The sequence below is a fragment of the Streptomyces sp. NPDC058650 genome (assembly GCF_042717315.1).
In the GTDB taxonomy this organism is placed as follows: Bacteria; Actinomycetota; Actinomycetes; order Streptomycetales; family Streptomycetaceae; genus Streptomyces.
In genome coordinates this window covers 106422-129839 of sequence record NZ_JBHXRL010000018.1, presented here as the reverse complement: position 1 = coordinate 129839, position 23418 = coordinate 106422, and the positions used below count along the sequence as shown (strand labels likewise).

The following is a 23418-nucleotide window of genomic DNA, read 5'->3' as shown; positions in this document are numbered from 1 at the left end:
GCGACCTCCGACCCTCCATCCGCCCCACCCTCCTTCAGGACACACCCATGTTCCGTACCGCCCTGCGCAACGTCCTCGCGCACAAGGCGAGACTGCTGATGACCGTCCTCGCCGTGATGCTCGGCGTGGCCTTCGTCTCCGGCACCCTCGTCTTCACCGACACCCTCTCCAGCGCCTTCCGCAGCCAGTCCTCGAAGAGCTACGACGACGTCGCCGTCGCCGTCGAGATGTACCCGAGCGACGAGGAGGCCCAGAAGACCCCCGGCCTGTCGCAGGCGGTCGTCGACCGCGTCGGGAAGCTCGACGGCGTCGCCTCCGTCTCCGCCCGCGTCGACGGCTTCGCCGGTGTCCCCGACAAGGACGGCAAGCTGATCGGCGTCGGCTGGTCCAACAAGGGCACCAACTTCGCGCCCGGCAAGGACGGCAAGGACCGCGCGTACGCCTTCACCGCGGGCGACGGGCCGGTCGAGGCCGGTCAGATCGCCCTGGACAAGGACACCGCCGACAAGGGCGGCTACAAGGTCGGCGACAGCGTCCGCGTCGCCACCAACGGCCCGGTCAAGGAGTACACCCTCTCCGGTGTCTTCACGACCGAGGACGGCGCCGTCAACGCGGGCGGCAGCCTCATCCTCTTCGACACCCCCGTCGCCCAGAAGCTCTACCTGAAGCCCGGGTTCTTCCGGGACCTGACCGTCACCGCCGCCCCCGGCACCGACGCGGACAAGGTCCTCACCGAGGTCCTGAAGGTCGTCCCGAAGTCCGCCACGGCCCAGACCGGCGCGGCCCTCGCCGACCAGCAGGCCAAGGACATCGAGGCCGGCCTCGGCAACCTCAACCAGGTCCTGCTCGGCTTCGCGGGCATCGCCCTCTTCGTCGGCGTCTTCCTGATCTCCAACACCTTCACCATGCTCGTCGCGCAGCGCACCAAGGAACTGGCGCTGATGCGCGCGGTCGGCGCCTCGCGCAAGCAGATCACCCGCTCCGTCCTCGCCGAGGCCGGTCTCGTCGGTCTCGTCGCCTCGGCCGTCGGCTACGCCCTGGGCGTCGGTCTCGCCGCCGGTCTCCGCTCGGCCATGAGCGCCTTCGACCTGAAGGTGCCGGGCGGCCCGCTCGTCCTCGAAGCCACCCCCGTCCTCGCCGCCTTCGGCGTCGGCGTCCTCATCACGATGCTCGCCGCCTGGCTGCCGGGCCGCCGCGCCGCGAAGATCCCGCCGGTCGCCGCCATGAGCAGCGTCCACTCCACCCCCAGCGGCAAGTCGCTCGTCGTGCGGAACTCCATCGGCGCCGCGCTCACCGCGCTCGGTGTCGTCCTGATCGTGCTCGGCGCCGGCCAGGGCGGCGACGAGGGCCGCATGCTCATCGCGGGCGGCGCGTTCGTCACCCTCATCGGTGTCATCGTGCTGATCCCGTTCCTGTCCCGGCCCGTGATCGCGCTGATCCGCCCGCTCTTCGTGAGCGTCTTCGGGGTCTCCGGCAAGCTCGCCGGCCTCAACGCGGTCCGCAACCCGCGCCGTACCGGCGCCACCGCCTCCGCGCTCGCCATCGGCCTGACCCTGGTCACCGGCCTCTCGGTGCTCGGCGCGACCGTCGGCACGGCGCTCGACAAGATGACGGTCGACCAGATCAAGGCCGACTACATGATCACCATGGCGAGCGGCGACAGCCTGAGCCAGGAGGCGCTGACCGCCCTGGAGAAGGCCGCGGGCGTCACGGCGGTCTCCCCCCAGCAGGCCGGCGCTCTGAAGATCAAGGGCGACTACGCCTCGGCCTCCGGCGTCACCCCCGGCGACGTCGAGAAGGTCCTCAAGCTCGACGTCGTGACCGGCTCGCTCGGCTCCCTCAAGGACGGCAAGATCGCCGTCGCGGAGAAGACCGCGACGAAGCGCGGCCTGAAGGTCGGCGACACCGTCCCGGTCGAGTACCTCGACAAGGCCAAGGCCAAGCTCACGATCGGCGCGGTCTACAAGGACAGCGAGTTCGTCTCGCCGGTCCTGATCGACCACAAGACCATCGACGCGCACGAGCAGCGGGCCTACACGCCGCAGATCTTCGTGAAGACGGACGGCGGCCCGTCCGCCGCCAACGAGAAGGCGCTGGCGAAGGCGCTCGGCGACAACCCGGCCATCAGCATCATGGACGAGAAGGACATCCGCGACACCTTCGGCGGGCAGATCAACCTGCTCCTGAACATCGTCTACGGCCTGCTCGCGATGGCCCTGCTCATCGCCATCCTCGGCGTCGTCAACACCCTCGCGATGTCCGTCTTCGAGCGTCAGCAGGAGATCGGCATGCTGCGGGCGATCGGTCTCGACCGGCGCCGCGTGAAGCGGATGGTCCGTCTGGAGGCCGTGGTCATCTCGGTGTTCGGCGCGGTCGTCGGCATCGGCCTGGGCGCGTTCCTCGGCTGGGCCATCGGCGAGACCTTCGCCGACAGCCTGCCGGGCTACTCCCTGGTCCTGCCCTGGGACCGGATCGGGATCTTCCTGGTCCTGGCCGCCCTGGTCGGCGTCCTCGCCTCCCTGTGGCCGGCCCGGAGCGCCGCGCGGCTGAACATGCTCTCGGCCATCAAGGCCGAGTAGCCGAGTAGTCGAGTAGCGGAAGCAGTGCGTACGAAGGGCCGGTCTCCCCGCCACGGGGAGACCGGCCCTTCAGCGTGTTCAGTCCGTCTTCTCGTTCCAGACGCGCGGCCGCAGCGCCGTCCCGCTCTTCCCCGACAGCGGGGTCTTCACGGCGAGGAACTGGTTCACGCCGATCCGGTTGCGTTCGAAGGAGACGGCGGAGGCCGCCATGTAGAGCCGCCAGATCCTGGCCCGGCCGGGCGAGGTGAGCCGGACCGCCCGGTCCCAGTCCCGCTCCAGGTTGGCCACCCACCGGCGCAGGGTGAGCGCGTAGTGCTCGCGGATCGCCTCGACGTCGCGGACCTCGAAGCCGGCGTCCTCCAGAGTGGACAGCGTCCGGCCCATGGGGGCGAGCTCGCCGTCCGGGAAGACGTACGCGTCGATGAACGGGTCGATCTCGTAGGCCTCCTCGTCGGGCTCGGGGCGGCGGGAGATCTGGTGGTTGAGGAGCCGTCCGCCGGGCTTGAGGAGGTGGTACAGCGTGTCGGCGTACTCCCGGTACTTCACGGCCCCGACGTGCTCGGCCATGCCGATCGAGGAGATCGCGTCGTACGGGCCGTCCGCGACGTCCCGGTAGTCCTGGACGCGGATCTCCACGAGGTCGGTGAGGCCCTCGTCCGCGACGCGCTTGCGGGCGTAGGCGGCCTGCTCGCGCGAGAGGGTGATGCCGACGACCCGGGCGCCGTACTCGCGGGCGGCGTGCAGGGCCATGGAGCCCCAGCCGCACCCCACGTCGAGGAGCCGGTCGCCCTCCGTGAGGTTCAGCTTGCGGGCGATGAGGTCCAGCTTGTCGCGCTGGGCGTCCTCCAGGGTGCCGTCCTCCGTCCAGTAGGCGCAGGAGTAGACCATGGACGGGCCGAGGACGATCTCGTAGAAGTCGTTGCCCACGTCGTAGTGGTGACTGATCGCCTGCTTGTCGCGGCGCCTGCTGTGGCTGCGGCCGCTGCGGCCGTGCATCTCCTCGGCGGGCGGCGGCGGGGGCGGGAACGGCCCGGCGAGCCGCAGCAGGGCGCGGGCGGCGGCGCGGAGCTTCGGGTCGCGTACGGAGTCGCGCAGGGCCGTGAGGCGGCTCCTGGTGTCCTCGGGGCGCTCCCAGAGGAGGCCCGAGATCCGGTCCAGGACCTCGTACAGGTCTCCCTCGACGTCGAGCTCCCCGGCCACCCAGGCGCGGGCCAGGCCCAGTTCGCCGGGCTTCCAGATCATTCTCCGCAGGGCGCGGCGGTCACGGACGATCAGGACGGGGGCTGCCGCTCCCACGCCGGGGGGCGCGGCTTCGCTGCCGTCCCAGGCTCGCAGACGGACCGGGAGCGGTCCTCCGAGGAGTTCCTCGGCGAGAGTCGTCAGCCGTGACGCGGCGTCGGCCATTCTGCACACCTCCGTGATCTCGTGCCCCAGAAATGCTCGTCACCAAGGGAACACCCTGCGTAGGTGTTTCCCATCCCGGCGCAGCGAAACGACTCGGCAAGACACGCGAAGGGCCGTCCGCACCACGGATGGCGGACGGCCCTTTCGGGGTGTTGCGTGTACTGCGGTGCCCTAGGAGGCCTTGGCCTTCTCCTGCGCCGGCGCGGCCGGGGCGGGGGCGGGCTTGGCGGCCTCGTAGAACTCCTCGCGCGGCGTCTCGATGGCGCCGAGCGAGACGACCTCGCGCTTGAGGAACATCGCGAGGGTCCAGTCCGCGAAGACGCGGATCTTGCGGTTCCAGGTCGGCATGGCCATGCCGTGGTAGCCGCGGTGCATGTACCAGGCGAGACGGCCCTTGAGCTTGATCTTCACCTTGCCCATGACGATCATCGCGACGCCCTTGTGGAGGCCGAGGCCGGCCACGGCGCCCTTGTTGGCGTGGCTGTAGTCGGCCTGCGGGAAGCCGCGCATGCCGGCCACCACGTTGTCGCCGAGGACCTTCGCCTGACGCAGCGCGTGCTGGGCGTTCGGCGGGCACCAGGCGTTCGGGTTGCCGGCCTTGCGGCCGACCATGTCCGGCACCTGGGCGTTGTCGCCCGCGGCCCACGCGTAGTCGAGGCCGTTGATCTGGAGCTTCTCGTTGCAGTCCACGTGGCCGCGGGGGCCGAGCGGCAGACCGAAGCGGGAGAGCGCCGGGTTCGGCTTCACGCCGGCGGTCCACACGATCGTGTTGGAGTCGACCTCGAGGCCGTTCTTCAGCACGACGTGACCGTCGACGCAGGAGTCCATCGAGGTCTCGAGGTAGATCTCGATACCGCGGCCCTCGAGGTGCTCCTTGCCGTACTGGCCGAGCTTGGGGCCCACCTCGGGGAGGATCTTGTCGGCCGCGTCGACCAGGACGAAGCGCATGTCCTCGCGCTTGACGTTCTGGTAGTACTTCGACGCGTCACGGGCCAGGTCCTCGACCTCGCCGATGGTCTCCGCGCCGGCGAAGCCGCCGCCCACGAAGACGAAGGTCAGCGCCTTGCGGCGGACCTCCTCGTCGGTGGTCGAGTCGGCCTTGTCGAGCTGCTCGAGGACGTGGTTGCGCAGGCCGATGGCCTCCTCGATGCCCTTCATGCCGATGCCCTGCTCGGCGAGGCCGGGGATCGGGAAGGTGCGGGAGACCGCGCCCATCGCGATGACGAGGTAGTCGAAAGGCAGCTCGTACGCCTCGCCGACGAGCGGCGCGACGGTGGCGACCTTGCGGTCCTGATCGATGGTGGTGACCCGACCGGTGAGCACCTCGGCCTTGGGGAGGACGCGTCGCAGCGGGACGACGACGTGCCTCGGCGAGATGCTGCCGGCGGCGGCTTCGGGCAGGAAGGGCTGGTAGGTCATGTACGACCGCGGGTCGACGACCGTGACGGTCGCTTCCGCGTAGCGCATCTTCTTGAGGATGCGCCGAGCTGCGTACAGGCCTACGTACCCGCCGCCTACTACGAGGATCCTGGGACGCTCCGTGGTGCTCATGAGATCGAGTATCCACCCAGCCCTGGGGGGTTGCTCGTGCGCCCCTTCACAAGGTCCTGGCGTACCTCTGCTACACTCCGCCGCCCACGTGATCCATGTCATGACGGTGCAAAGGAACCGGGGTGCGGGGGTGAACGTTGTTCACCCCTCGTGAACAGGCCCGGAGAGGCCTCGTTAACGCTGAACCACCGGGTGCGTTCACGCGATGGAAACAACGAGCGAAGTGGCCTCCGCGCCTGCGAAAGGGCCCTGAGACGCCCCTCGGAGGGCCCAAAGACCCCCTTCGGACCCTCTTCGGGCGCCATCAGGGCCCTTTTCCTTGTGAAGAACTTCACGAACTTTCCCGACGGTGTGTCGTCAGGGGGCTCGATAGATGCCCGCTATGCCACGGATAGGGCGATCCCATCGAGGATGTCGTGCTCGCTGACGACGACCTCGCTCGCTCCGACGCGCTCCACGATCTCCCTCAGGACGAGCGCCCCGGCGATGATCACGTCGACCCGTCCCGGGTGGATGACGGGGATCGCGGCCCGCTCGTCGTGCGTGGAGGCGAGGAGCCGGTCGGTCACCTCGGCGACCTGCGCGGCGGAGATCCGGGAGTGGTGGATCTTCTCGGAGTCGTACTCCGAGAGCCCGAGGGCGATCGCGGCGACGGTGGTGACCGAGCCGGCGAGTCCGACGAGGGTCTCCGCCGTGCCGATCGGCACGGTCTCCGCGGCCAGGTCGAGCGCGGCGCGGACGTCGGCGCGGATCGCGGCGACCTCCTCCGCGGTCGGCGGGTCGTGGCGGACGTGCCGCTCGGTCAGCCGGACGCAGCCGATGTCGACGGAGCGGGCGGCCTCGACGTGCCGGTTACCGGTGACGAACTCGGTCGAGCCGCCGCCGATGTCCACGACGAGGTACGTCTCCGTGCCGTGCAGCTCGCCGGTGGCGCCGGTGAAGGAGAACGCCGCCTCCTGGTCGCCGGTGATCACCTCGGGCTCGACGCCCAGGATCTCCACGACCCCGTTCACGAACTCCTCGCGGTTCTCGGCGTCCCGCGAGGCGGAGGTGGCGACGAAGCGGAGCTTCTCGGCGCCCAGCTCCTCGATGACCGCCGCGTACTCGCGGCAGGCCGCGAAGGTCCGCTCCAGCGCCTCGGGCGCGAGCCGGCCCGTCTTGTCGACGCCCTGCCCGAGCCGGACGATCGTCATCCGCCGGTCCAGCTCGACGAGGTCACCCGTTCCCGGGTGGACGTCGGCGACGAGGAGGCGGATCGAGTTCGTCCCGCAGTCGATTCCGGCGACCCGGGTCACTCGCCCTTCCCCTCTTCCTTGTCGGCGTCCTTGTCCGCGCACGGGGTGACGCAGGGGCCCTTCGCCCACCACTCCGGCAGCATCGCGAGGGCCTCGTCGCCGAACGGGTTGACACCCGGGCCCGCGACCAGCGAGTGGCCGACGAGGACGTGCAGGCACTTGACGCGGTCCGGCATGCCGCCGGCGCTCGGGAAGCCCTCCAGGACCTCGATCGCGTCACGGCGGGCGAGGTAGTCCTCGTGCGCGGCGCGGTAGGCGGCGGCGAGCTCCGGGTCCGTGGCGAGCCGGGCCTGCATCTCCTTCATGACCCCGTTGGCCTCGAGGGTGCCGATGGCCGAGGCCGCCCGGGGGCAGGTCAGGTAGTACGTCGTCGGGAACGGCGTGCCGTCGGGGAGCCGGGGCGCGGTCTCGACGACGTCCGGCTGCCCGCACGGGCAGCGGTGCGCGATGGCGCGCAGGCCGCGGGGCGGCCGGCCGAGCTGGAGCTCGAAGGCGGCGATGTCCGCCTCGGTGGGCTCGGTGCGTTCGGTCTGCGGAGGGGGCGTTTCCATGTCTGCCTTGATCGTCAGGTCGTTACGGGCGGTCGGCGTGGTCGACGCCGTCCCAGAGGTTGTCGTACCAGGGGCGGTCCGCCGTTCCCTGGTCGGCGCGGGGCCGCTGCTCCGCGTCGGGGTCGTTCACGGTGAAGCCGGTCTCGCCGGGCAGCATGTAGTGCAGGTGCTCGCGGGCGAGGCGGCGGACGTAGGCCGGGTCCTGGAGGCGGGCCTTCTCGTCCCGCAGCTCCTCGACCCGCCGGGCCGCCTCGGCCGCGCGGCGCTCCTGGTCGGCGATCTCGCCCTGCTGGGAGACGTAGCTCCGCATCGGGTAGGCGAGGGCCACGACGAGGGAGCAGACGACGAGGGCGAGGAAGGCCGCGCGGCCGGTGAGCCGGGAGCGGCGGGCCTGGCGGCGGGTCTGGGAGCGGTAGACACGGGCGGCGGTCTGCTCGCCGAGCAGCCTGATCCGGGTCGCGGTCGAGAACCGGTCCCGGTCCTTCGCGGCCATGTCGTGTCGCCTCCCCTGTTCATGCGTACGTCCCCGCACACGGTACGGGACCGAGTACGGGGACGAACGGAAGCTGCACTACGGAGAGGTTCAGCCCTTGAAGCGCGGGAAGGCGCTGCGGCCGGCGTAGACCGCGGCGTCGTCGAGGATCTCCTCGATGCGCAGGAGCTGGTTGTACTTGGCGACGCGGTCCGAGCGGGCCGGGGCGCCGGTCTTGATCTGACCACAGTTCACCGCGACCGCGAGGTCGGCGATGGTGACGTCCTCGGTCTCGCCGGAGCGGTGGGACATCATGCACTTGAAGCCGTTGCGCTGGGCCATCTCGACGGCGTCGAGGGTCTCGGTCAGCGAGCCGATCTGGTTGACCTTGACCAGGAGGGCGTTCGCGGTGCCCTCCTCGATGCCGCGGGCGAGGCGCTCCGGGTTGGTGACGAAGAGGTCGTCGCCGACGATCTGGACCTTGGCGCCCAGCTTGTCGGTGAGGACCTTCCAGCCCGCCCAGTCGTCCTCGTACAGCGGGTCCTCGATGGAGACCATCGGGTACGCGGAGACGAGCTCCTCGTAGTACTCGGTCATCTCGGCGGCCGAGCGGGACTTGCCCTCGAACTCGTACGTGCCGTCCTTGTAGAACTCGGACGCGGCGACGTCGAGCGCGAGCGCGACGTCGGTGCCCGGGGTGTAGCCGGCCTCCTTGATGGCCTCGATGATGAGGTCCAGGGCGGCGCGGTTCGACTCCAGGTTCGGGGCGAAGCCGCCCTCGTCGCCGAGGCCGGTGGAGAGGCCCTTGCGCTTCAGCACGCCCTTGAGGGTGTGGTAGATCTCCGCACCCCAGCGAAGGGCCTCGGAGAAGGACTCCGCGCCGATCGGGGCGATCATGAACTCCTGGATGTCCACGTTGGAGTCGGCGTGCGACCCACCGTTGAGGATGTTCATCATCGGAACGGGCAGCAGGTGCGCGTTCGGGCCGCCGAGGTAGCGGAAGAGCGGGAGGTCCGAGGCCTCGGACGCGGCGTGCGCGACGGCGAGGGAGACGCCGAGGATGGCGTTGGCGCCGAGCGAGCCCTTGTTCTCGGTGGCGTCGAGGTCGAACATGGCCTGGTCGATCAGGCGCTGCTCGGTGGCGTCGTAGCCGACGAGCTCCGGGCCGATCTGCTCGATGACGGCGAGGACGGCCTTCTCGACACCCTTGCCCATGTAGCGGTTCGGGTCACCGTCGCGAAGCTCGATGGCCTCGAACGCGCCGGTGGACGCACCGGACGGAACAGCAGCACGACCGGTGCTGCCGTCGTCGAGGCCGACCTCGACCTCGACCGTGGGGTTACCTCGGGAGTCCAGGATTTCCCGGGCTACGACGACGTCGATGGACGGCACGAGCATCTCCTTTTTGGGATGTGACGCTGGATGTGACGCATGGCCGGTGCAGGGTCGCTTGGCCTTGCGCCAAGAGCCTAACCGGCTCCGGGGCTCCGGTCGGCCGTGCGCCCGCCCCCTGGGACGAAAAAGGACCCAAGGGCATGCATCTCGGGACGAAGGGCCCCAGATCTACTGAGCGGTAACCGTCGGGTCGCCCCGAAGGGGCGCTTCGGAACCCCGGACACACGGAACCCCGGTCCGGCGCGCACGGGGGAGAGTGCGCCGGACCGGGGTGGTCACCGCGGGAGGGTCGTCGGGGTCGGGCGAGCCGCCGGACTCACCCGAGCCGCCGGGCTCACTTGAGGTGGAGCTGCTGGCCCACGTAGATGAGGTCGGCGTTGTCGACGACGTCCTCGTTCAGCTCGAAGAGCTCGGCCCAGCCGCCCTTGACGCCGTGCGCCTCGGCGATCTTGCTGAGGGTGTCGCCGGCGACGACCTTGTACTCGCCGTCACCCTTCTTGACCACCTTGCCGGTCGGGGTGGTGACCGTCTTCTTGGCGGCGGCCTTCGGCGCGGCCTGCTGCTGCGTGGCCTGCTTCGGGGCCTGGCGCTGCTCGCTGCGGGTGGTCGGCTGCTCGGTCGAGCGCTGCTGCGAGGGCTGGGTGCTGCGCTGCGGCTGCTGGGTCTCCTGCTTCGGCGCGGCCTGCTGCTGCGGCGCGCTCTCTGCGGAGCCACCGTCGTACGAGGCGCCGGAGAGGCCCACGCCACAGGACGGCCAGGCGCCCTTGCCCTGGCCCGCGAGGACCTTCTCGGCGATGGCGATCTGCTGGGACTTCGACGCCTGGTTGGCGGTCGAGGCGTAGGCGGTGCCGCCGTACGCGGCCCAGGTGGAGGCGGAGAACTGCAGGCCGCCGTAGTACCCGTTGCCGGTGTTGATGGACCAGTTGCCGCCGGACTCGCACTGGGCGACGCGGTCCCACTCGGAGGACGTGGCGGCCGAGGCGGTGCCCGCGGTCATCAGCGGGGCGGCGACGGCGACACCGGTGACACCGACGAGCGTGACGACCTGGGTGGCCTTGGAGGGACGACGGTGTTTGCCCTTGCCGGAAAACAGCATGGAGATTCTCCTCACCGACGCCTACGAGGTGAGCTGTCGGGTTCGGACCAATGAGTTGTCCGGCCGCGTGTCCTAGCACGCGACTTAACCCCTAGCCGATCGTCGGCCGTCTGTCTCAACGGCCGGGGTCGGCACTTACCTTGGGTCCCCCGCTCCTGCCTACGGCGCTTACGCGACGTTCCCATCGGCCGACGGCAGGATTCGGCGTTTCGGTCGACGGGGCCCGCGGTGGCGAGCGGTTACGACCGTAGACACAGACCCACCGGAAGTTCAAAGAGGCGTATTGCGGAAATATCGCCCCTACTTGCCCTTCGATGGAGGGCGTTTGCGCAGGTGGGAGGTGACGGGGGCAAAGTTCGCGGACGTGACACGCCAGTTGAGGCGAAGAGACCCATGTCTCACTTGCCCAGAACCGGACATATGACCCGGAACTACTCCGCCTTCTCTTCCGAACCGATCGTCAGGTCGAGGCTCTGACCAGGGACGATGAGGTCCGGATCGATGCCCACGGTCCCGCGGTTGGCGTCATAGAGGGCGTTCCACCCTCCGGGGAGTTCGTTCTCCTGTGCAATCTCGGACAGATTGTCGCCGGGCCGCACGGTGTAGGCATCCGAAGTGTCCTGACTGTCCGTTGCGTCCGAATTCTTCGCCTCGTCAGTGACCGGCAGGACGGTAGGACTTTCCGCCAGGTTGTCCGTCGATGAAGCATGTCTGCCGGATTCGACGGAGGTGTCCGTCTTGCCGGTTTCCTCCGGGGCTGCCCCGCCCCGGTGCTTGCCGGTGCCGGGAGTGGCCGACGAGGCGTCACCCTTCGGCACCTCGGGCGATACGGGCGATACGGGCGTCAGGGACGCGTCGGGCGCCGCGGGGGTGGTCGAGGTGCCCGGCGCGGTCGAGGTGCCCGGCGCGGTCGAGGTGCCCGGCGTGGTCGCCGTACCCGGCGCGGCCGGAGTGGTGGCCGCCGTCGCCGGCGCGGTCGGACTGACCGGCGCGGTGGGGCTGACGGGGGCGGTGGGGCTGACGGGCGTGGTGGGCGCGGCGGGGGCCTTCGACGCGGTACGGGGCGGCTCGGCGCCCTCGGTGGCGGGGCCGGACTCCTCCGCGGACTTCTCGGCAGCGGCGGTCTCCGAGGGCGTGACCGGGACGCCCGCGGTCCGGTTCGACTCCGCGACGGGTCCCGTGGGCGTCTTCGTGGCGGCGGTGGGCCCGGGGTTGACCCCGGTGACCTTGCCGTCGTTCGTCAGACCGGCGATGGGCGCGCAGGTGGCCCAGTCGGTGCCGCCGGCGGCGAGCGCCTTGTCGGCGATCGCGATCTGCTGGGCGCGGCTGGCCAGGTCGGGGCTGGGGGCGTACGCGAGGCCGCCGTTCCGCTCCCAGCTGTCCTGGGTGAACTGGAGGCCGCCGTACATGCCGTTGCCGAAGTTGGCACTCCACTGGCCGCCGGACTCGCACTCGGCGACCCGGTCCCAGGTCGCCGCGTCGGCGGCGGAGGCGGAGCCACTGGCGAGCAGCGGCAGTGCCAGGGCGGATCCGGTCACTCCCGCGGCGACGACGATGGCGGGGGCCTGACGGGGGCGACGGTGTCGTCCGTTCCCGGAGCGCATAGGGAGGCCTTTCGCGTGACGGCTGAGACTGCCGGGAAACGTAGCGGCATTCGAACGCTCGTCACAAGTCGATGGCCCCCCGATCACGTGAAGATCACATTTCTGATGGTCCGTCACTTCACAGGAGGCGTACGGAAGGGGTGAAATCCACCGGAAGCGTGCGCAATCCCCGCATGATGAGCCCTCCGCGCCACCGCAGTTCGGCCGGATCGGCCGCAAGTCGCAGATCGGGCAGGCGCGTCAGGAGGGTGGCCAGCGCGGCCTGCCCCTCCAGGCGGGCGAGCGGCGCCCCCAGGCAGTAGTGGATGCCGTGCCCGTACCCGAGGTGCTGGTTGTCGCGCCGGGTCAGGTCCAGCGTGTCCGGCTCCGCGAACCGCTCCGGGTCCCGGTTGGCGGCGGCGAGGACCACGAGCACCGGGTCGCCCGCCGGGATCTCCTGCCCGCCGACGGTCAGCGCCTGCGTCGCGTACCGCCAGGTCGCCATCTCCACCGGCCCGTCGTACCGCAGCAGCTCCTCGACGCCCGTCTCCAGGAGCCCGGTCTCCCCCGCCGCGACCGAGGCCTGGAGCCGCTCCCGCTGCTCGGGATGGCGGAGCAACTGGTAGACGCCGTTGCCGATGAGGTTCACGGTCGTCTCGAAACCGGCGAAGAGAATGATGAACGCCATGGCGGCGGCCTCGTTCTCGGTGAGGTGCTCGCCGTGGTCGGAGGCCCTGATGAGCCCCGAGATGAGGTCCTCGCCGGGCTCCTCGCGCTTGCGGTGGATCAGCTCCGCGAGGTAGCCGCGCATCTTCTTCACCGACCGGGCGACCCCGCCGCGCGGCCCGCCGCCGTGCCGGATCATCATCCCGGCCCAGTCCCGGAAGTCGTCCTGGTCCTCCGGGGGCACGCCGAGCAGGTCGCAGATCGCGTAGATGGGGAGCGGGAACGCGAACTCGTGGATGAGGTCGGCGCTCCCCTTCTCCACGAAGTCGTCCATGAGCCGGTCGGTCAGCTCCTGCACGCGCGGCGCGAACTCCGCGACCCGGCGCGGCGTGAAGGCCTTCGAGACGAGCCGCCGCAGCCGGGTGTGGTCCGGCGGGTCGATGTTGAGCAGATGCGTCATCAGCTCGGCCTTGCGCTCGCCCGGGATGCCCGTCTTCCCCTTCGCGTGCGGGGACTCGTCGTGGTGCGCCGGGTTCTTGGAGAGACGCTGGTCGGCGAGGGCCTGCCGGGCGTCCGCGTACCGGGTCACGAGCCAGGCCTCGACGCCGCTGGGCAGCTTGGTGCGGTGCACGGGCGCGTGCTCCCGCAGCCAGGCATAGGCGGGGTAGGGATCGCTGGCGAACTCCCAGGTGAAGAGCTCGGGGGCGGGGCTGGTACTCACTCCCCGACCGTACAGGGAGGTGCCGACGGCACGGACGGGGCACGGGCGGGGCACGAACGAGGCGGCGCGGGCGGGGCGACGGCGGGGCGACGGCGGCGGGCCACGTGTATGGAGAACTTGTGATCAAGAGCTGCCGGACGTGCCCTAGATTCATGTCAGTGGATCCCCAGCTGATCAGAAGCACGTTCGCGATCGTCGAGAGACGGGCCGAGCACGCCGTCACCTTCTTCTACTCGCACCTCTTCTGGAACAACCCGGGAGTGCGCGAGCTCTTCCCCGAGGACATGGTCCCGCAGCGGGACCGGCTCTTCGCCGCGCTGACGCACGTGGTGACCCACCTGGAGGACCCCGCCCTCGCCGCCTATCTGGGGCACCTGGGCCGCGACCACCGCAAGTTCCTCGCCTCGCCCGCGCTGTACGCCGCCGTCGGCGAGAGCCTGATCGGCGCCTTCGCCCACGCCGCCGGCTCCGCGTGGACCATCGAGGCGGAGAAGGCCTGGACCGAGGCGTACGGGCTCGTCGTCGAGCTGATGCAGGCGGGCGCCGACGCGTCCGCCGGGTCCGGCGAGCCCGCCTGGTGGGACGCGCACGTCGTCCGCCACGAGCGGTACGGCGACAGCCTGGCCGTCCTGACCCTGCGGCCGCGCCGGCCCTTCCCCTATGTCCCCGGCCAGTACGTCAGCGTCAGTTCGCTGCGCGTCCCGCGCGTCTGGCGCACCTACTCCGTCGCGAACGCGCCCCGCGAGGACGGCACGCTCGACCTCCATGTGAGCCGGATCCCCGGCGGCGCGATGAGCACGGTGCTCGTCGGCGAGACCGGTCCCGGCGAGGTCCTGCGGCTCAGCGCCCCCGGCGGCGGCCTCACGTCACGGCCGCCCGGGGGCGGACTCCGCACGTATATATGCGCGGGCACGGGCTGGGCGCCGGTGCGGGCCCTCCTGGAGGAGGCCACCGAGACCGAGCCGGACCTTGAGGGCCGGCTGTTCGTCGTGGCCCGTGCGAAGGAGCATCTGTACGGGCGCCCCGACGCCGAGTCCCTGAAGGAACGTCTCCCCGGCCTGAACGTCACCTACATCACCGCGGCCCCCGGGCGCCGGCGCGACCAGGCGACCGAACGCCTCGTCCACGCGCTCCAGGCCTGCGAGCAGTGGCCCGCGCACGAGGTCTACCTCGCCGGGCCGCCCGGCTTCCTGACGGAGGTCACCGAGGTCCTGACGGAGCTCGGCACCGACCCGGACCGGATCCACCAGGACACGCTGCCGGCCGTCGGCCGGTTCACGGTCCGCCCGAGCACCGCCGCCGAACGCCTCCTCGGCCCGCCCCCACTCCACTGGCACGACCCGGAGGCCAGGGCGCCGCGCGAGTCCTGAACCGGGGTCTCAGGCCTGGCGCAGGCGGACGCGCCGGCGCAGGCGCCACGCGGCGACCCGCACCAGACCGGTGACGGCCCACAGCGCGAACAGGGCGCAGACGCCCCGCACCCACCACGCCGACGCGTCGTCCAGCGCCTTCGCCGTGGCGAACAGGGCGATCGGGATCATCTGGACCCACTGCTTGGCGCCGGCCGGCCGCCGGAGCTCCTTCGGCTCCGTCACAGCCCCTCCGCCGCGCGGATCGCGTCGCGGTACGTCCGGGCCGCCGCGCGCAGGGCCGCCTCCGGGTCCACGCCGGCCGCCTCCGCCCGCGCGACGAGGCCGAGGAGCTCGTACCCGATGCCCTCGCCCTCCGGCAGGGGCACGTCAAGGCCCGCCGTCCGCACGCGGCCCGCCAGCTTGGCGGCGAGCGCGAGCCCCGGCTGTCCGAGCGGCACGCCGTCGGTCACGGACTCCCGCCGCTTCTCGACGGCCTTGGTCCGCAGCCAGTGGGCCTTGACCTCTTCCGGGGTCTCGGCGGTCGCGTCCCCGAAGACGTGCGGGTGCCGGTGGATCAGCTTCTCGATGATCGTCCCGGCGACGTCGTCCACGGAGAACGGCTCCTCCGGGTCCTCCTCGGCGATCCGGGAGTGGAAGACGACCTGGAGCAGGACGTCCCCGAGCTCCTCGCGGAGCTCCTCGCGGTCGCCCTCCTCGATCGCCTCGACGAGCTCGTACGCCTCCTCGATGCCGTACTTGGCGAGTCCCTTGTGCGTCTGCTGCGAGGACCAGGGGCACTCGCGCCGGATCCGGTCCATGACCTGCACCAGGTCGAGGAGGCGGGAGCCGGGCAGGTCGTACGAGCCGGGGAGCAGCTCCAGGTCGGGCATGGAGACCCGGCCGGAGCCGGCGAGCCGGGCGAGCCCGTCGGTCAGGGCGCGGTCGCCCTCGCCGGAGGGCAGCAGCACGATCGTCCGGCCTCCGGCGCAGTCCTCGACGAGCTCCTGCGCGGTGGGCAGGACGTGCTCGACGGCGACCCCGGCCTCCTTCAGGTACGGCAGCTGGGGGTGGCGCTCGTCGGGACAGAGCACCCGGTCCGCGCCGTGCAGGGCCTGCCACGCGGGCCAGGACAGCAGTCCGGGCGCCACACGGTGGCTGGCGGTCAGCAGGACGATGCGGCCGGGGCTCTCAGATGTCACACCTCGAACCTACCCGGCGCGGGTCGGGGAACCGGACGCAGGCCCGGGGCAGGAATCAGGCCGGGCCCGGACGCAGGCCCGGGGCAGGAATCAGGCCCGGGCTCAGGCCGGGCCCGGACGCAGGCCTCGGCAGGACTCAGGCCCGGGCCGGACTCAGGCCCGGGCCGGACTCAGGCCCGGGCCGGACTCAGGCCCGGGCCGGACTCAGGCCCGGGGCAGGACTCAGGCCCGGACGCAGGCCCGGCCCGGACGCAGGCCGCCCGGGCCCAGACGCAGGCCTGGGCACGACTCGGGCCCGGCCCGGACTCAGACCCGGAGCAGGACTCAGGCCCGGACGCAGGCCGGACCCGGACACAGGCCCGGGGCAGCACTCAGGCCCGGACTCAAGCCCGCCCCGGACTCAGGCCCGGGAGCGGACCCGGGCCCCGGCCTCAGGCTCCAGGCCTCAGGCCCCGGTCTGGGCCGCGCCCGGGTCCTGGCTGACCTGCCGCAGCCACGGCGCCCCGTTGTAGCCGCCGTCGAGCTGGACCTGGGCGTCGTCCCACGCGCCGAAGCGCGGGTTCACGTCGATGTCGAGGGACTTCGAGGCGGCGGTGAAGACGTCCGTCAGCTTCTTCTGGCCCTCGGGGGTCTCGGTGATCCCCAGCTTGGCGGCGATCTTGTTCATGAGGACGTTGCGGCGGACGACGTCGTCGATCTGGTCGGGCGCCACGCCCTGCTCCTGGAGCAGCGCGTCCGCGAGCCGGTCCGCGCCGCCGCTCTGGCGGACGAAGGCGGCGCGCGTCTGCTGGAGCTCGGCGCGGGTCGCGGTGACGCCGTTGTCGTCGGCGACCTTGTTCACGACCCGGTCGAAGATCAGGGCGTTGAGCTTGCGGCGGTTGAGGTCACCACTGGCCCCGAGCAGCTGGGCGGCCTGCGGCGAGGCGGCCTGCGCGGCCCGCACGTCCTTGACCTGCGCCTGGAGGGTGGACACCTCGATCCGCTCGCCGCCGACGACGGCCGCCGCTCCTGGGTGGGCGTCGCTCCCGCAGGCGGTGAGCAACGGCGCCGCGAGGAGCGCGGCGGAGACGGAGAGAGCAATGCGGCGATCGCGGCGGTGCACAGGAGCCTCCCGGGCTGGTCGTGCGTCAGTTGAACGACCTTGCGGTGATCGATGGTAGGGAGTCGCCGGGGCCGTAGCCACTACTTCGGAGCGACTGTTTCCCACAACGAGTCACCGGCACGCCGGGTGTCGGCCCGCATCTCCTTCTCCTCGTGCCCCGTCTCCGTCTCCTGCACCAGGTAATGAGGGCGCCGTTTCACCTCGTAGTAGATGCGGCCGACGTACTCGCCGATGAGTCCCACCATCACCATCTGGACGCCGGCGAGCGCGGTGACGGCGACGAGGAGCGTGACGTAGCCGGGTGTGTCGACGCCGTTGGCCAGGGCGTCGACGACGATCCAGGCGGCGTAGGCGCAGGCGAGGGAGACGAGGAGCAGGCCGAGGTAGACGGCGGCCCGCAGCGGCTTGTTGTTGAAGGAGAGGAGTCCGTCGAGCCCGTAGTTGAGGAGCTTGCCGAAGGTCCACTTGGAGCGGCCCTCCTCGCGCACGGCGTTCTCGTAGGAGAACGTCGTGGTGCGGAAGCCGACCCAGGCGAAGAGGCCCTTGGAGAAGCGGTTGTACTCGCCGAGGCCGAGGAGGGCGTCGACGGTACGGCGGGACAGCAGCCGGAAGTCGCCGACGCCGTCGACGAGCTCGACGTCCACGAGCCGGTTGATCGCCCGGTAGTAGAGGCGGGCGGTCAGGGTGCGGGTCACCCGGTCGCCCTCGCGGGTGCGGCGGGCGACGACCTGGTCGTACCCCTCGGCGTGCAGGGCGACCATGCGGTGCACGAGCTCGGGCGGGTGCTGGAGGTCGGCGTCCATGATGACGACGGCGTCCCCGACGGCGTGCCGGAGCCCGGCGAGCATCGCGGCCTCCTTGCCGAAGTTGCGGCTGAAGGAGACGTAGCGGACGCGGCCGGGGTCGGCGGCGGCGAGCTCCTGGAGGAGCGGGAGAGTCCGGTCACGGCTCCCGTCGTCCACGTAGACCAGCTCGAACTCCCCGTCGAGACGGGAGAATTCCTCGGTCACGCGGGCATGGAAGCGGGTGAGGACGTCGTCCTCGTTGAAGCACGGGACCACGATCGAGAGCAGCACGCGGACCACGACAACGGAGCCCGGTGACCCGGCCGGTCCGCGTGGATGACGGGCAGACGACCATCGCGTGAACTGGCCTGCCGGGCCGGGCCTTTCCCCTAAAGGCGCTGGCATATTCGACCCGTCATGCCGAACACCGCCCCCGCCTCGTCGAACACCAGGCGCTCGTCCCTGCTGGCCGCCCTCCTCGCCACGGTCGCCGTCTGCGCCGGGGACGCCGTCGCCCGCGTCTTCCCCTTCGGGCCGCGCCACCGGGCCGTCAACGACCTCGCGAACCAGTTCGTGCCGTTCCACGCGCACCTCTGGGACCTGCTGCGGGGCCGCGCGGACGGCGGGCTGCTGCTCGACTGGCGGGCGGGCTGGGGCACGAGCTTCCTCCCCGACTACGGCACCTACCTGTCGAGCCCCTTCGCCCCGCTGGTCGCCCTCCTCCCCCGCGCGGACATCGAGTACGCGGTGTACGGGATCACCGTCCTGAAGACGGCGGTCGCGGCGGCCGCCATGACGTTCCTGCTGCGCCGCCTCGGCCCGGGCCCCGGCACCGGCGCGTGGTGGTGGGCGGCGGTCCTGGGCGCCGCGTACGCGCTGTGCGGCTGGTCGCTCGCGGAGGGCACGTACAACCCGATGTGGCTGGACGGCCTGATCGCCTTCCCGCTGCTCTGCCTGGTCGGCGAGTGGGTACGGGAGGGCCGCAGGCCGCTCCTGGGGCCGCTGGTGGTGGCGGTCTGCTGGCTGGCGAACTTCTACACGGCGTACATGGCGACGCTCGGCGCCGCCCTCGTGCTCCTGGTCCGGCTGGCGACGACGGACGCCTTCCGCGCCAGGACACCGCTCCGGACGCCGCTCCGGACGCTGCTCCGGGCCGCGTCGACGACGGCGCTCGGCATCGGCCTCGCGGCCCCGGTCCTCGCCCCCGTCTTCCTCGGCTCCCGCCACGCCCACCCCGGTGTGGTCAGGGAGTTCGACCCGGCGGCCGGTACGGACGTCCTCGCCCGGCTGCTCCCCGCGACGTACAGCTTCGCCACCCCGGCGGCCTTCGTCTGCACGGCGGTGCCGCTGCTCGCGGGGGCGCTGCTCTTCCGCCGGGACGTCCCGGCGCGCGAACGATGGCTGTGGCCGGCCCTGTGCGCGACCGTCGCGCTGTCGATGCAGTGGGGCCCGACCCACCTCCTCTGGCATGTCTTCGCCACCCCGAACGGCAGCCCGTACCGCCAGACCTTCGTCCTCTCCGGCGTCCTCGTCCTCGCCGCCTGGACGGCCGTCTCCCACGGCCTCCCGGACCGCCGGGCGCTGCTCGGCGGCGCGGGCGTGGTCGTGGCCCTCGCGGCGGGCGCGCTGCCGAGCGAGGTCGTCACCCGCTGGGCGCTGCTGCTCGCGGGCGCGGGCCTCGCGGCGGTGGCGGCCGCGCTCCTCCTCCCCCGCCGCGGCCGGTACGGGGTCCTCGCCGCGCTCCTGGTCACGGGCACGCTGCTCGGACAGGCGGCGGCGACGACGGCGTACGCGGACCGGGAGCGCCTGACCCGCCTGGACGACTACCCACCCCTGGGTCCGGAGCAGGAGCGGCGGGCGGCGGCCCTGGCGGCGGCCGACGGCTGGCCCGCGTACCGCACGGACACGGGCCTGCCCCGGTTCGCCGGGAACGATCCGCTGCTCCTGGGCGGTCAGGGCGCCGCGTACTACAGCAGCCACACCCCGGCGGTCCTCACGGAGACGCTGACGGCGCTCGGCGGCGGCTGGACCTCGCGGGGCCGGAACCTGCTGAGCCTGGACAACCCGGTGACGGACGCGGTGTTCGGGGTGGGCGCGCGGTGGCGGGACGGCTCCGTGGACCGCACGGAGACGTACCTCCCGCTCGTGACGGTACGCCCGCCGGGCCCGCCCCCGGCCTACGGTCCGTCCCCCTTCCGCAACCAGGAACTCCTGCTGGGCGCCCGGGTGTACGAGGCTCCGCGCGCGGGCGCCTGCCCGGTCGGCACCGAGGTCTTCCTGTGGGCGCCCGACGCCACGGGCCGGGCCCGCCTGGGCGCGAGCACGGCCGGCCTCCTGGGCGGCCGGCCGAAGCGCAGCGCGGCCATGACCTCGCTGGGAGTGCAGCGGACGGCGGGCACGAAGGTGGAGGTCCCCGGCGGCGGCAGGGCCGAGATCGGCTGCCTGGACCACGCACGGCTACGGGCGGCGGTGACGTCCCTCCGCACCACGTCGGCCACGGTGATCCGCCCCACCCCGGACGGCATGAGGGCGACCGTCCCCCCAGGCCCGGGCACGGTGGTCATAGCGGCCCCCTACATCGCTGGCTGGCAGTGCGCTGGGGGTACCTCCCCGGCCGAAGGCTCCGGGGGAACCTCCACGACCTCGTACGGCGGCCTCCTCGCCCTCCCGGCGACACCGTCCGGAATCATCGACTGCACGTTCCGCCCACCAGGTCTGCGGGCCGGCCTGGTGACGGGAGCGGCGGCGCTGACGGCGCTGCTGCTCTGGCGCCTGACCGCCATCAGGCGTTCCCGGCCCCGGCCTTAAGGTCGGGGCATGCATCTGGACGAGGGACGGAAGGCCGCCGAGGCCGGGGAGTGGGTGGCGGCCGGGCACGCGTTCGTGCGGGCCGCCATGGACGGCAGCGCGGAGGGCGCCGAGCTGGCGACGCAGGTGACCGTCGGCCTCGTACCGCTGGCGGACGCGGGGTCGGCGGAGGCCGCCGCGCTGCTCGCCGGGATCTACCTGGAGTACTTCGACGAGTCGGCCCTGCCCGACGCCGTGCGGTACGCCCGCGCGGCGGCCGGGGCCGGGCACCCGGCCGGACAGCGCACCTACGGGTACATGCTGCTCGAAGGGATCGGCGTAGACGAGGACCACGACCGTGCCGCCGGCCTGTTCAGGTCGGCGGCCGAGGCCGGGGACGCCTACGCCTGCCTGAACCTCGCCCAGCTCGTCGACGACCCCGACGAGTCCCGGCGCCTCCTGGAGCGGGCCGCCCGGGAGGGCATCGACATCGCCGGCGCCCTGCTCGCCGACCGGCTCTCGGAGCTGGACCGCGACGAGGAGGCGCTGACCTGGTACCTCTGGGCGGCCGAGCGCGGCCACACGGGCGCGATGCACGCCGCCGCCTGCTGGTACCGCGACGGCTTCGGCACCGACCCGGACCCGGTGCGGGCGGTCCGCTGGTTCTTCACGATGCTCGCGCACGGCGACGGCGACGGCGTCCACGAGGCCATCGACCTGGCGAAGTCCGGCGCCCTGGACGCCGACCAGGTCCGCGAGGCGGGCCGCCTCGCGGACGACCCCGGCACGGCGGACGCCGTGATCGCCACGGTGTGGGGCGGCGGCGCACCCTAGGGGTTGTCTTCGGCCCCGGCCCCGGCCCCGGTCAGCGGATGACGGCCGAGAAGGAGTCCAGCTGGATCCAGCGGACGACGTTCGTCGACGGCGGCTCGCCCGTCGCCGTCGCCGTGCCGAAGGCCTTGAGGACACCGGCGGTGCTCACCTCGACGCGGATCGCGTTGATGCCGTCGTCCGGCCGGTCGGGCCCGTCGGATCGATGCCGTTCGGATGCGTCGCCGCCATGTTCTTCACTCCCCCGCGGATCCCCCGCGGATCCACATCCGGTGGATCATCACATGAAGCGGATCATGAAAGGGCGCCGCTGTTCACCCGTGGAGGTCGAGGCGCCAGCGGATCTCCCCGTCCTCCCACTGCTCCGTCGGGGCGAGACCGGCCGCGTGGGCGACGGCGGCGGAGGCCGCGTGCTCGGGGTGGACGTGTGCGAGCACCGTCCGTACGCCCCGGCCCGCGAGCAGTTCCACGAGCCCCCGGGCCGCCTCGCGGGCGATCCCCCGCCCCTGCCAGTCCGTGCCGACGACCCACGCGATCTCCGCGACCCGCCCGCAGTCGGTGACCGTCGCCTGTACGGTCCCGGCGAGCCGGTCCTCTTCGCGCAGCCGCACGACCCAGTTGCACCAGACCACCGCGGGGTCCGGCGATCCGGCGGCCAGCCGTTCGTAGCGGGCGCGCAGCTCGGGCGCGGTCAGCGGGGCGCCCCCGATGAACGCGTGCAGGGCCGGGTCCGCCAGGACGCCGGCCATCTCCTCCGCGTGCGCGACGGCGAGCGGCACGAGGTCGAGCCGCTCGGTCCGCGTGACCGTGTCCGTCACAGCGCCCCCAGGAATCCGGGGTCGGCCTCGTCGAACTGCACGCTCGTGTCCCGCTCGAAGGCCAACACCTCCGCCATCGACACGATGCTGCGGCTCGTCGCCGCCAGGTCGTGGTGCGCCTCGGCGGACCACAGCGGCGGGTAGAGGGTGAGCCCCCGGTCCCCGTCCAGGTCACGGACCTCGTCGCGCCAGCCGGGCCAGCGCAGCCCCTCGTAGAACTCCTCCGTGCCACCGGCGAGCATCCACGACAGCCAGGCCCCGTAGCCGGCGCCCAGCGCGTCCCACCGGAGCGAGTCCGGCGCGAAGTAGACCATTTCCCCGGGCTGACCCGGCAGCCCGACCTGGTCGGCGGGCCCGCCCTGGACGACGAACACGCCGCCCAGGACGTCATGGGCCACGACGAGCCCGGCCTGGGGCCGCCAGTCGGGGACGGTCACGGGCGGGTAGTTGTTGACCTTCGCGAGAGCCGGCAGCCGCCGGGAGTCGTCGGCGGCCGGGCTGCCGTACACCCGCAGCCAGCCGTCGTCGACGAACGCCCCGCCGCTGTGCAGCACGAACGCGCCCAGGGACGACCGCGCGGTGACCTGCGTCTGCACCAGCGTGGCGGCGGCGCGCCCCGCGTCGGCGTCCAGCACGTCGACGGGCACGGCCGCGCCCCGCAACTCCTCGCCGAGGACCGGCCACGCCGGGTCCTCGACCTCGATCAGCTCACTCAGTTCACGCACCGGAGCATGCTCGCACGCGGGCGCGGGGCCGGGACACAGCGCTCACGCGCGGTGTCGTTTCGCCCGCGGAGTGGCTCAGACGGAGAAGCCGGTGACCTTCTGCGGCGTCACGCGGACGATGAGCCGGAGCACCTCCGCCGGCTCGGCCGGCGGGTCCTCGCCGAGGTACTTCCGGGAGAGTTCGCGCGGCAGCGACTTCTCCGGGTCCTCGACCAGTTCGGCGGTGCCTCGGATGTCCACGGACTGGTACGGGTTGCCGGTGTCGAAGACCGTGAGGCTGATCCGCGGGTCCCGGGCGAGGTTGCGCGCCTTCTGGCGCCCCGCCGTGGTCGAGAACAGCACCGCGTCCCCGTCCCGCGCGATCCAGACCACCGAGGTCTGCGGCCCGCCGTCCCGGTTCAGCGTCGCGACGGTGGCGAAGTTCTTTCCGTCGAGCAGCTTGCGCGTCTCCTCGTTGAATATGACTGACACAGCCTCACCTTTCTGTAGACCGGCATGAGTTCGCT

20 protein-coding genes and 1 riboswitch are annotated in these 23418 nt (G+C 72.0%); of the genes, 4 read left to right on the top strand and 16 right to left on the bottom strand.

Going from position 1 to position 23418, the window contains the following annotated elements:
- Positions 1–47 precede the first annotated feature (47 nt).
- Positions 48–2579, top strand: coding sequence for an ABC transporter permease (locus tag ACFWWU_RS27675; RefSeq protein ID WP_384148871.1), 2532 nt, complete (start codon positions 48–50; stop codon positions 2577–2579).
- A gap of 78 nt (positions 2580–2657) precedes the next feature.
- Here the strand turns inward: ACFWWU_RS27675 and ACFWWU_RS27670 are convergent, their stop codons facing one another.
- The 9 genes from ACFWWU_RS27670 to ACFWWU_RS27630 form a co-directional block, all read right to left on the bottom strand.
- Entirely contained in the window at positions 2658–3983 is a 1326-nt protein-coding gene (locus tag ACFWWU_RS27670) for a class I SAM-dependent methyltransferase (protein ID WP_384148869.1), read from the bottom strand.
- A 171-nt stretch (positions 3984–4154) separates the two neighbouring features.
- On the bottom strand, positions 4155–5534 hold the full coding sequence (locus ACFWWU_RS27665; RefSeq protein WP_317596010.1) for an NAD(P)/FAD-dependent oxidoreductase: 1380 nt from the start codon (positions 5532–5534) through the stop codon (positions 4155–4157).
- A gap of 380 nt (positions 5535–5914) precedes the next feature.
- Entirely contained in the window at positions 5915–6829 is a 915-nt protein-coding gene (locus ACFWWU_RS27660) for an exopolyphosphatase (RefSeq protein ID WP_384148867.1), read from the bottom strand.
- Positions 6826–7380, bottom strand: a complete 555-nt coding sequence (locus tag ACFWWU_RS27655) for a DUF501 domain-containing protein (protein ID WP_384148865.1) — start codon at positions 7378–7380, stop codon at positions 6826–6828. Before ACFWWU_RS27655 ends, ACFWWU_RS27660 begins: the two co-directional genes overlap by 4 nt.
- Positions 7381–7402: 22 nt before the next feature.
- Positions 7403–7873 carry a septum formation initiator family protein gene (locus tag ACFWWU_RS27650; protein WP_384148863.1) on the bottom strand — a complete coding sequence of 157 codons (471 nt, stop codon included), beginning with the start codon at positions 7871–7873 and terminating at the stop codon, positions 7403–7405.
- Positions 7874–7963: 90 nt separating this feature from the next.
- Positions 7964–9250, bottom strand: a complete 1287-nt coding sequence (gene eno / locus ACFWWU_RS27645; protein WP_384148861.1) for a phosphopyruvate hydratase — start codon at positions 9248–9250, stop codon at positions 7964–7966.
- A 331-nt stretch (positions 9251–9581) separates the two neighbouring features.
- Complete coding sequence (locus tag ACFWWU_RS27640; protein ID WP_384148859.1) at positions 9582–10343, bottom strand: transglycosylase family protein; 762 nt, start codon at positions 10341–10343, stop codon at positions 9582–9584.
- Positions 10344–10346: 3 nt separating this feature from the next.
- Positions 10347–10560: riboswitch (cyclic di-AMP (ydaO/yuaA leader) on the bottom strand.
- Between the two features lie 214 nt (positions 10561–10774).
- Positions 10775–11881 (bottom strand): transglycosylase family protein, encoded by a 1107-nt coding sequence (locus ACFWWU_RS27635; protein ID WP_384148857.1) that lies wholly within the window; start codon positions 11879–11881, stop codon positions 10775–10777.
- Between the two features lie 184 nt (positions 11882–12065).
- Positions 12066–13313, bottom strand: a complete 1248-nt coding sequence (locus tag ACFWWU_RS27630; RefSeq protein ID WP_384148855.1) for a cytochrome P450 — start codon at positions 13311–13313, stop codon at positions 12066–12068.
- A 158-nt stretch (positions 13314–13471) separates the two neighbouring features.
- Here ACFWWU_RS27630 and ACFWWU_RS27625 point away from each other — a divergent pair, with 158 nt between their 5' ends.
- Positions 13472–14683 (top strand): globin domain-containing protein, encoded by a 1212-nt coding sequence (locus ACFWWU_RS27625; protein WP_384148853.1) that lies wholly within the window; start codon positions 13472–13474, stop codon positions 14681–14683.
- A 9-nt stretch (positions 14684–14692) separates the two neighbouring features.
- Here ACFWWU_RS27625 and ACFWWU_RS27620 read toward each other — a convergent pair whose 3' ends face one another.
- From ACFWWU_RS27620 to ACFWWU_RS27605, 4 genes are all read right to left on the bottom strand, one after another.
- Positions 14693–14908 (bottom strand): hypothetical protein, encoded by a 216-nt coding sequence (locus ACFWWU_RS27620; RefSeq protein WP_384148851.1) that lies wholly within the window; start codon positions 14906–14908, stop codon positions 14693–14695.
- On the bottom strand, positions 14905–15864 hold the full coding sequence (locus ACFWWU_RS27615; RefSeq protein WP_384148849.1) for a nucleoside triphosphate pyrophosphohydrolase: 960 nt from the start codon (positions 15862–15864) through the stop codon (positions 14905–14907). Before ACFWWU_RS27615 ends, ACFWWU_RS27620 begins: the two co-directional genes overlap by 4 nt.
- A 445-nt stretch (positions 15865–16309) precedes the next feature.
- Positions 16310–16966, bottom strand: a complete 657-nt coding sequence (locus ACFWWU_RS27610; protein ID WP_384148847.1) for a SurA N-terminal domain-containing protein — start codon at positions 16964–16966, stop codon at positions 16310–16312.
- Positions 16967–17046: 80 nt separating this feature from the next.
- On the bottom strand, positions 17047–18042 hold the full coding sequence (locus ACFWWU_RS27605; protein ID WP_384148845.1) for a glycosyltransferase family 2 protein: 996 nt from the start codon (positions 18040–18042) through the stop codon (positions 17047–17049).
- A gap of 126 nt (positions 18043–18168) precedes the next feature.
- Between ACFWWU_RS27605 and ACFWWU_RS27600 the strand changes: the two genes are divergently transcribed.
- A complete protein-coding gene (locus ACFWWU_RS27600; RefSeq protein WP_384148843.1) occupies positions 18169–20559 on the top strand; it encodes a YfhO family protein in 2391 nt (796 codons plus the stop codon).
- A 9-nt stretch (positions 20560–20568) separates the two neighbouring features.
- Positions 20569–21372 (top strand): tetratricopeptide repeat protein, encoded by an 804-nt coding sequence (locus tag ACFWWU_RS27595; RefSeq protein ID WP_384148841.1) that lies wholly within the window; start codon positions 20569–20571, stop codon positions 21370–21372.
- A gap of 311 nt (positions 21373–21683) precedes the next feature.
- Here the strand turns inward: ACFWWU_RS27595 and ACFWWU_RS27590 are convergent, their stop codons facing one another.
- The 3 genes from ACFWWU_RS27590 to ACFWWU_RS27580 form a co-directional block, all read right to left on the bottom strand.
- The gene (locus ACFWWU_RS27590) at positions 21684–22187 is read right to left on the bottom strand and encodes a GNAT family N-acetyltransferase (protein ID WP_384148839.1); all 504 of its coding nucleotides are present in this window, start codon (positions 22185–22187) and stop codon (positions 21684–21686) included.
- Complete coding sequence (locus tag ACFWWU_RS27585; RefSeq protein ID WP_384148837.1) at positions 22184–22912, bottom strand: DUF2625 domain-containing protein; 729 nt, start codon at positions 22910–22912, stop codon at positions 22184–22186. The genes ACFWWU_RS27590 and ACFWWU_RS27585 overlap by 4 nt, the downstream gene beginning before the upstream one ends.
- 75 nt (positions 22913–22987) lie before the next feature.
- A complete protein-coding gene (locus ACFWWU_RS27580; RefSeq protein WP_384148835.1) occupies positions 22988–23383 on the bottom strand; it encodes a PPOX class F420-dependent oxidoreductase in 396 nt (131 codons plus the stop codon).
- Between the last annotated feature and the right edge of the window lie 35 nt (positions 23384–23418).

What these genes read in the sequence shown, in the direction of transcription:
- ACFWWU_RS27595 (WP_384148841.1), top strand. Translation starts at nt 20,569, where the DNA reads ATGCATCTGGACGAGGGACGGAAGGCCGCCGAGGCCGGGGAGTGGGTG.
- ACFWWU_RS27600 (WP_384148843.1), top strand. Translation starts at nt 18,169, where the DNA reads ATGCCGAACACCGCCCCCGCCTCGTCGAACACCAGGCGCTCGTCCCTG.
- ACFWWU_RS27665 (WP_317596010.1), bottom strand. Translation starts at nt 5,534, where the DNA reads ATGAGCACCACGGAGCGTCCCAGGATCCTCGTAGTAGGCGGCGGGTAC.
- ACFWWU_RS27670 (WP_384148869.1), bottom strand. Translation starts at nt 3,983, where the DNA reads ATGGCCGACGCCGCGTCACGGCTGACGACTCTCGCCGAGGAACTCCTC.
- ACFWWU_RS27655 (WP_384148865.1), bottom strand. Translation starts at nt 7,380, where the DNA reads ATGGAAACGCCCCCTCCGCAGACCGAACGCACCGAGCCCACCGAGGCG.
- eno (WP_384148861.1), bottom strand. Translation starts at nt 9,250, where the DNA reads ATGCTCGTGCCGTCCATCGACGTCGTCGTAGCCCGGGAAATCCTGGAC.
- ACFWWU_RS27675 (WP_384148871.1), top strand. Translation starts at nt 48, where the DNA reads ATGTTCCGTACCGCCCTGCGCAACGTCCTCGCGCACAAGGCGAGACTG.
- ACFWWU_RS27650 (WP_384148863.1), bottom strand. Translation starts at nt 7,873, where the DNA reads ATGGCCGCGAAGGACCGGGACCGGTTCTCGACCGCGACCCGGATCAGG.
- ACFWWU_RS27640 (WP_384148859.1), bottom strand. Translation starts at nt 10,343, where the DNA reads ATGCTGTTTTCCGGCAAGGGCAAACACCGTCGTCCCTCCAAGGCCACC.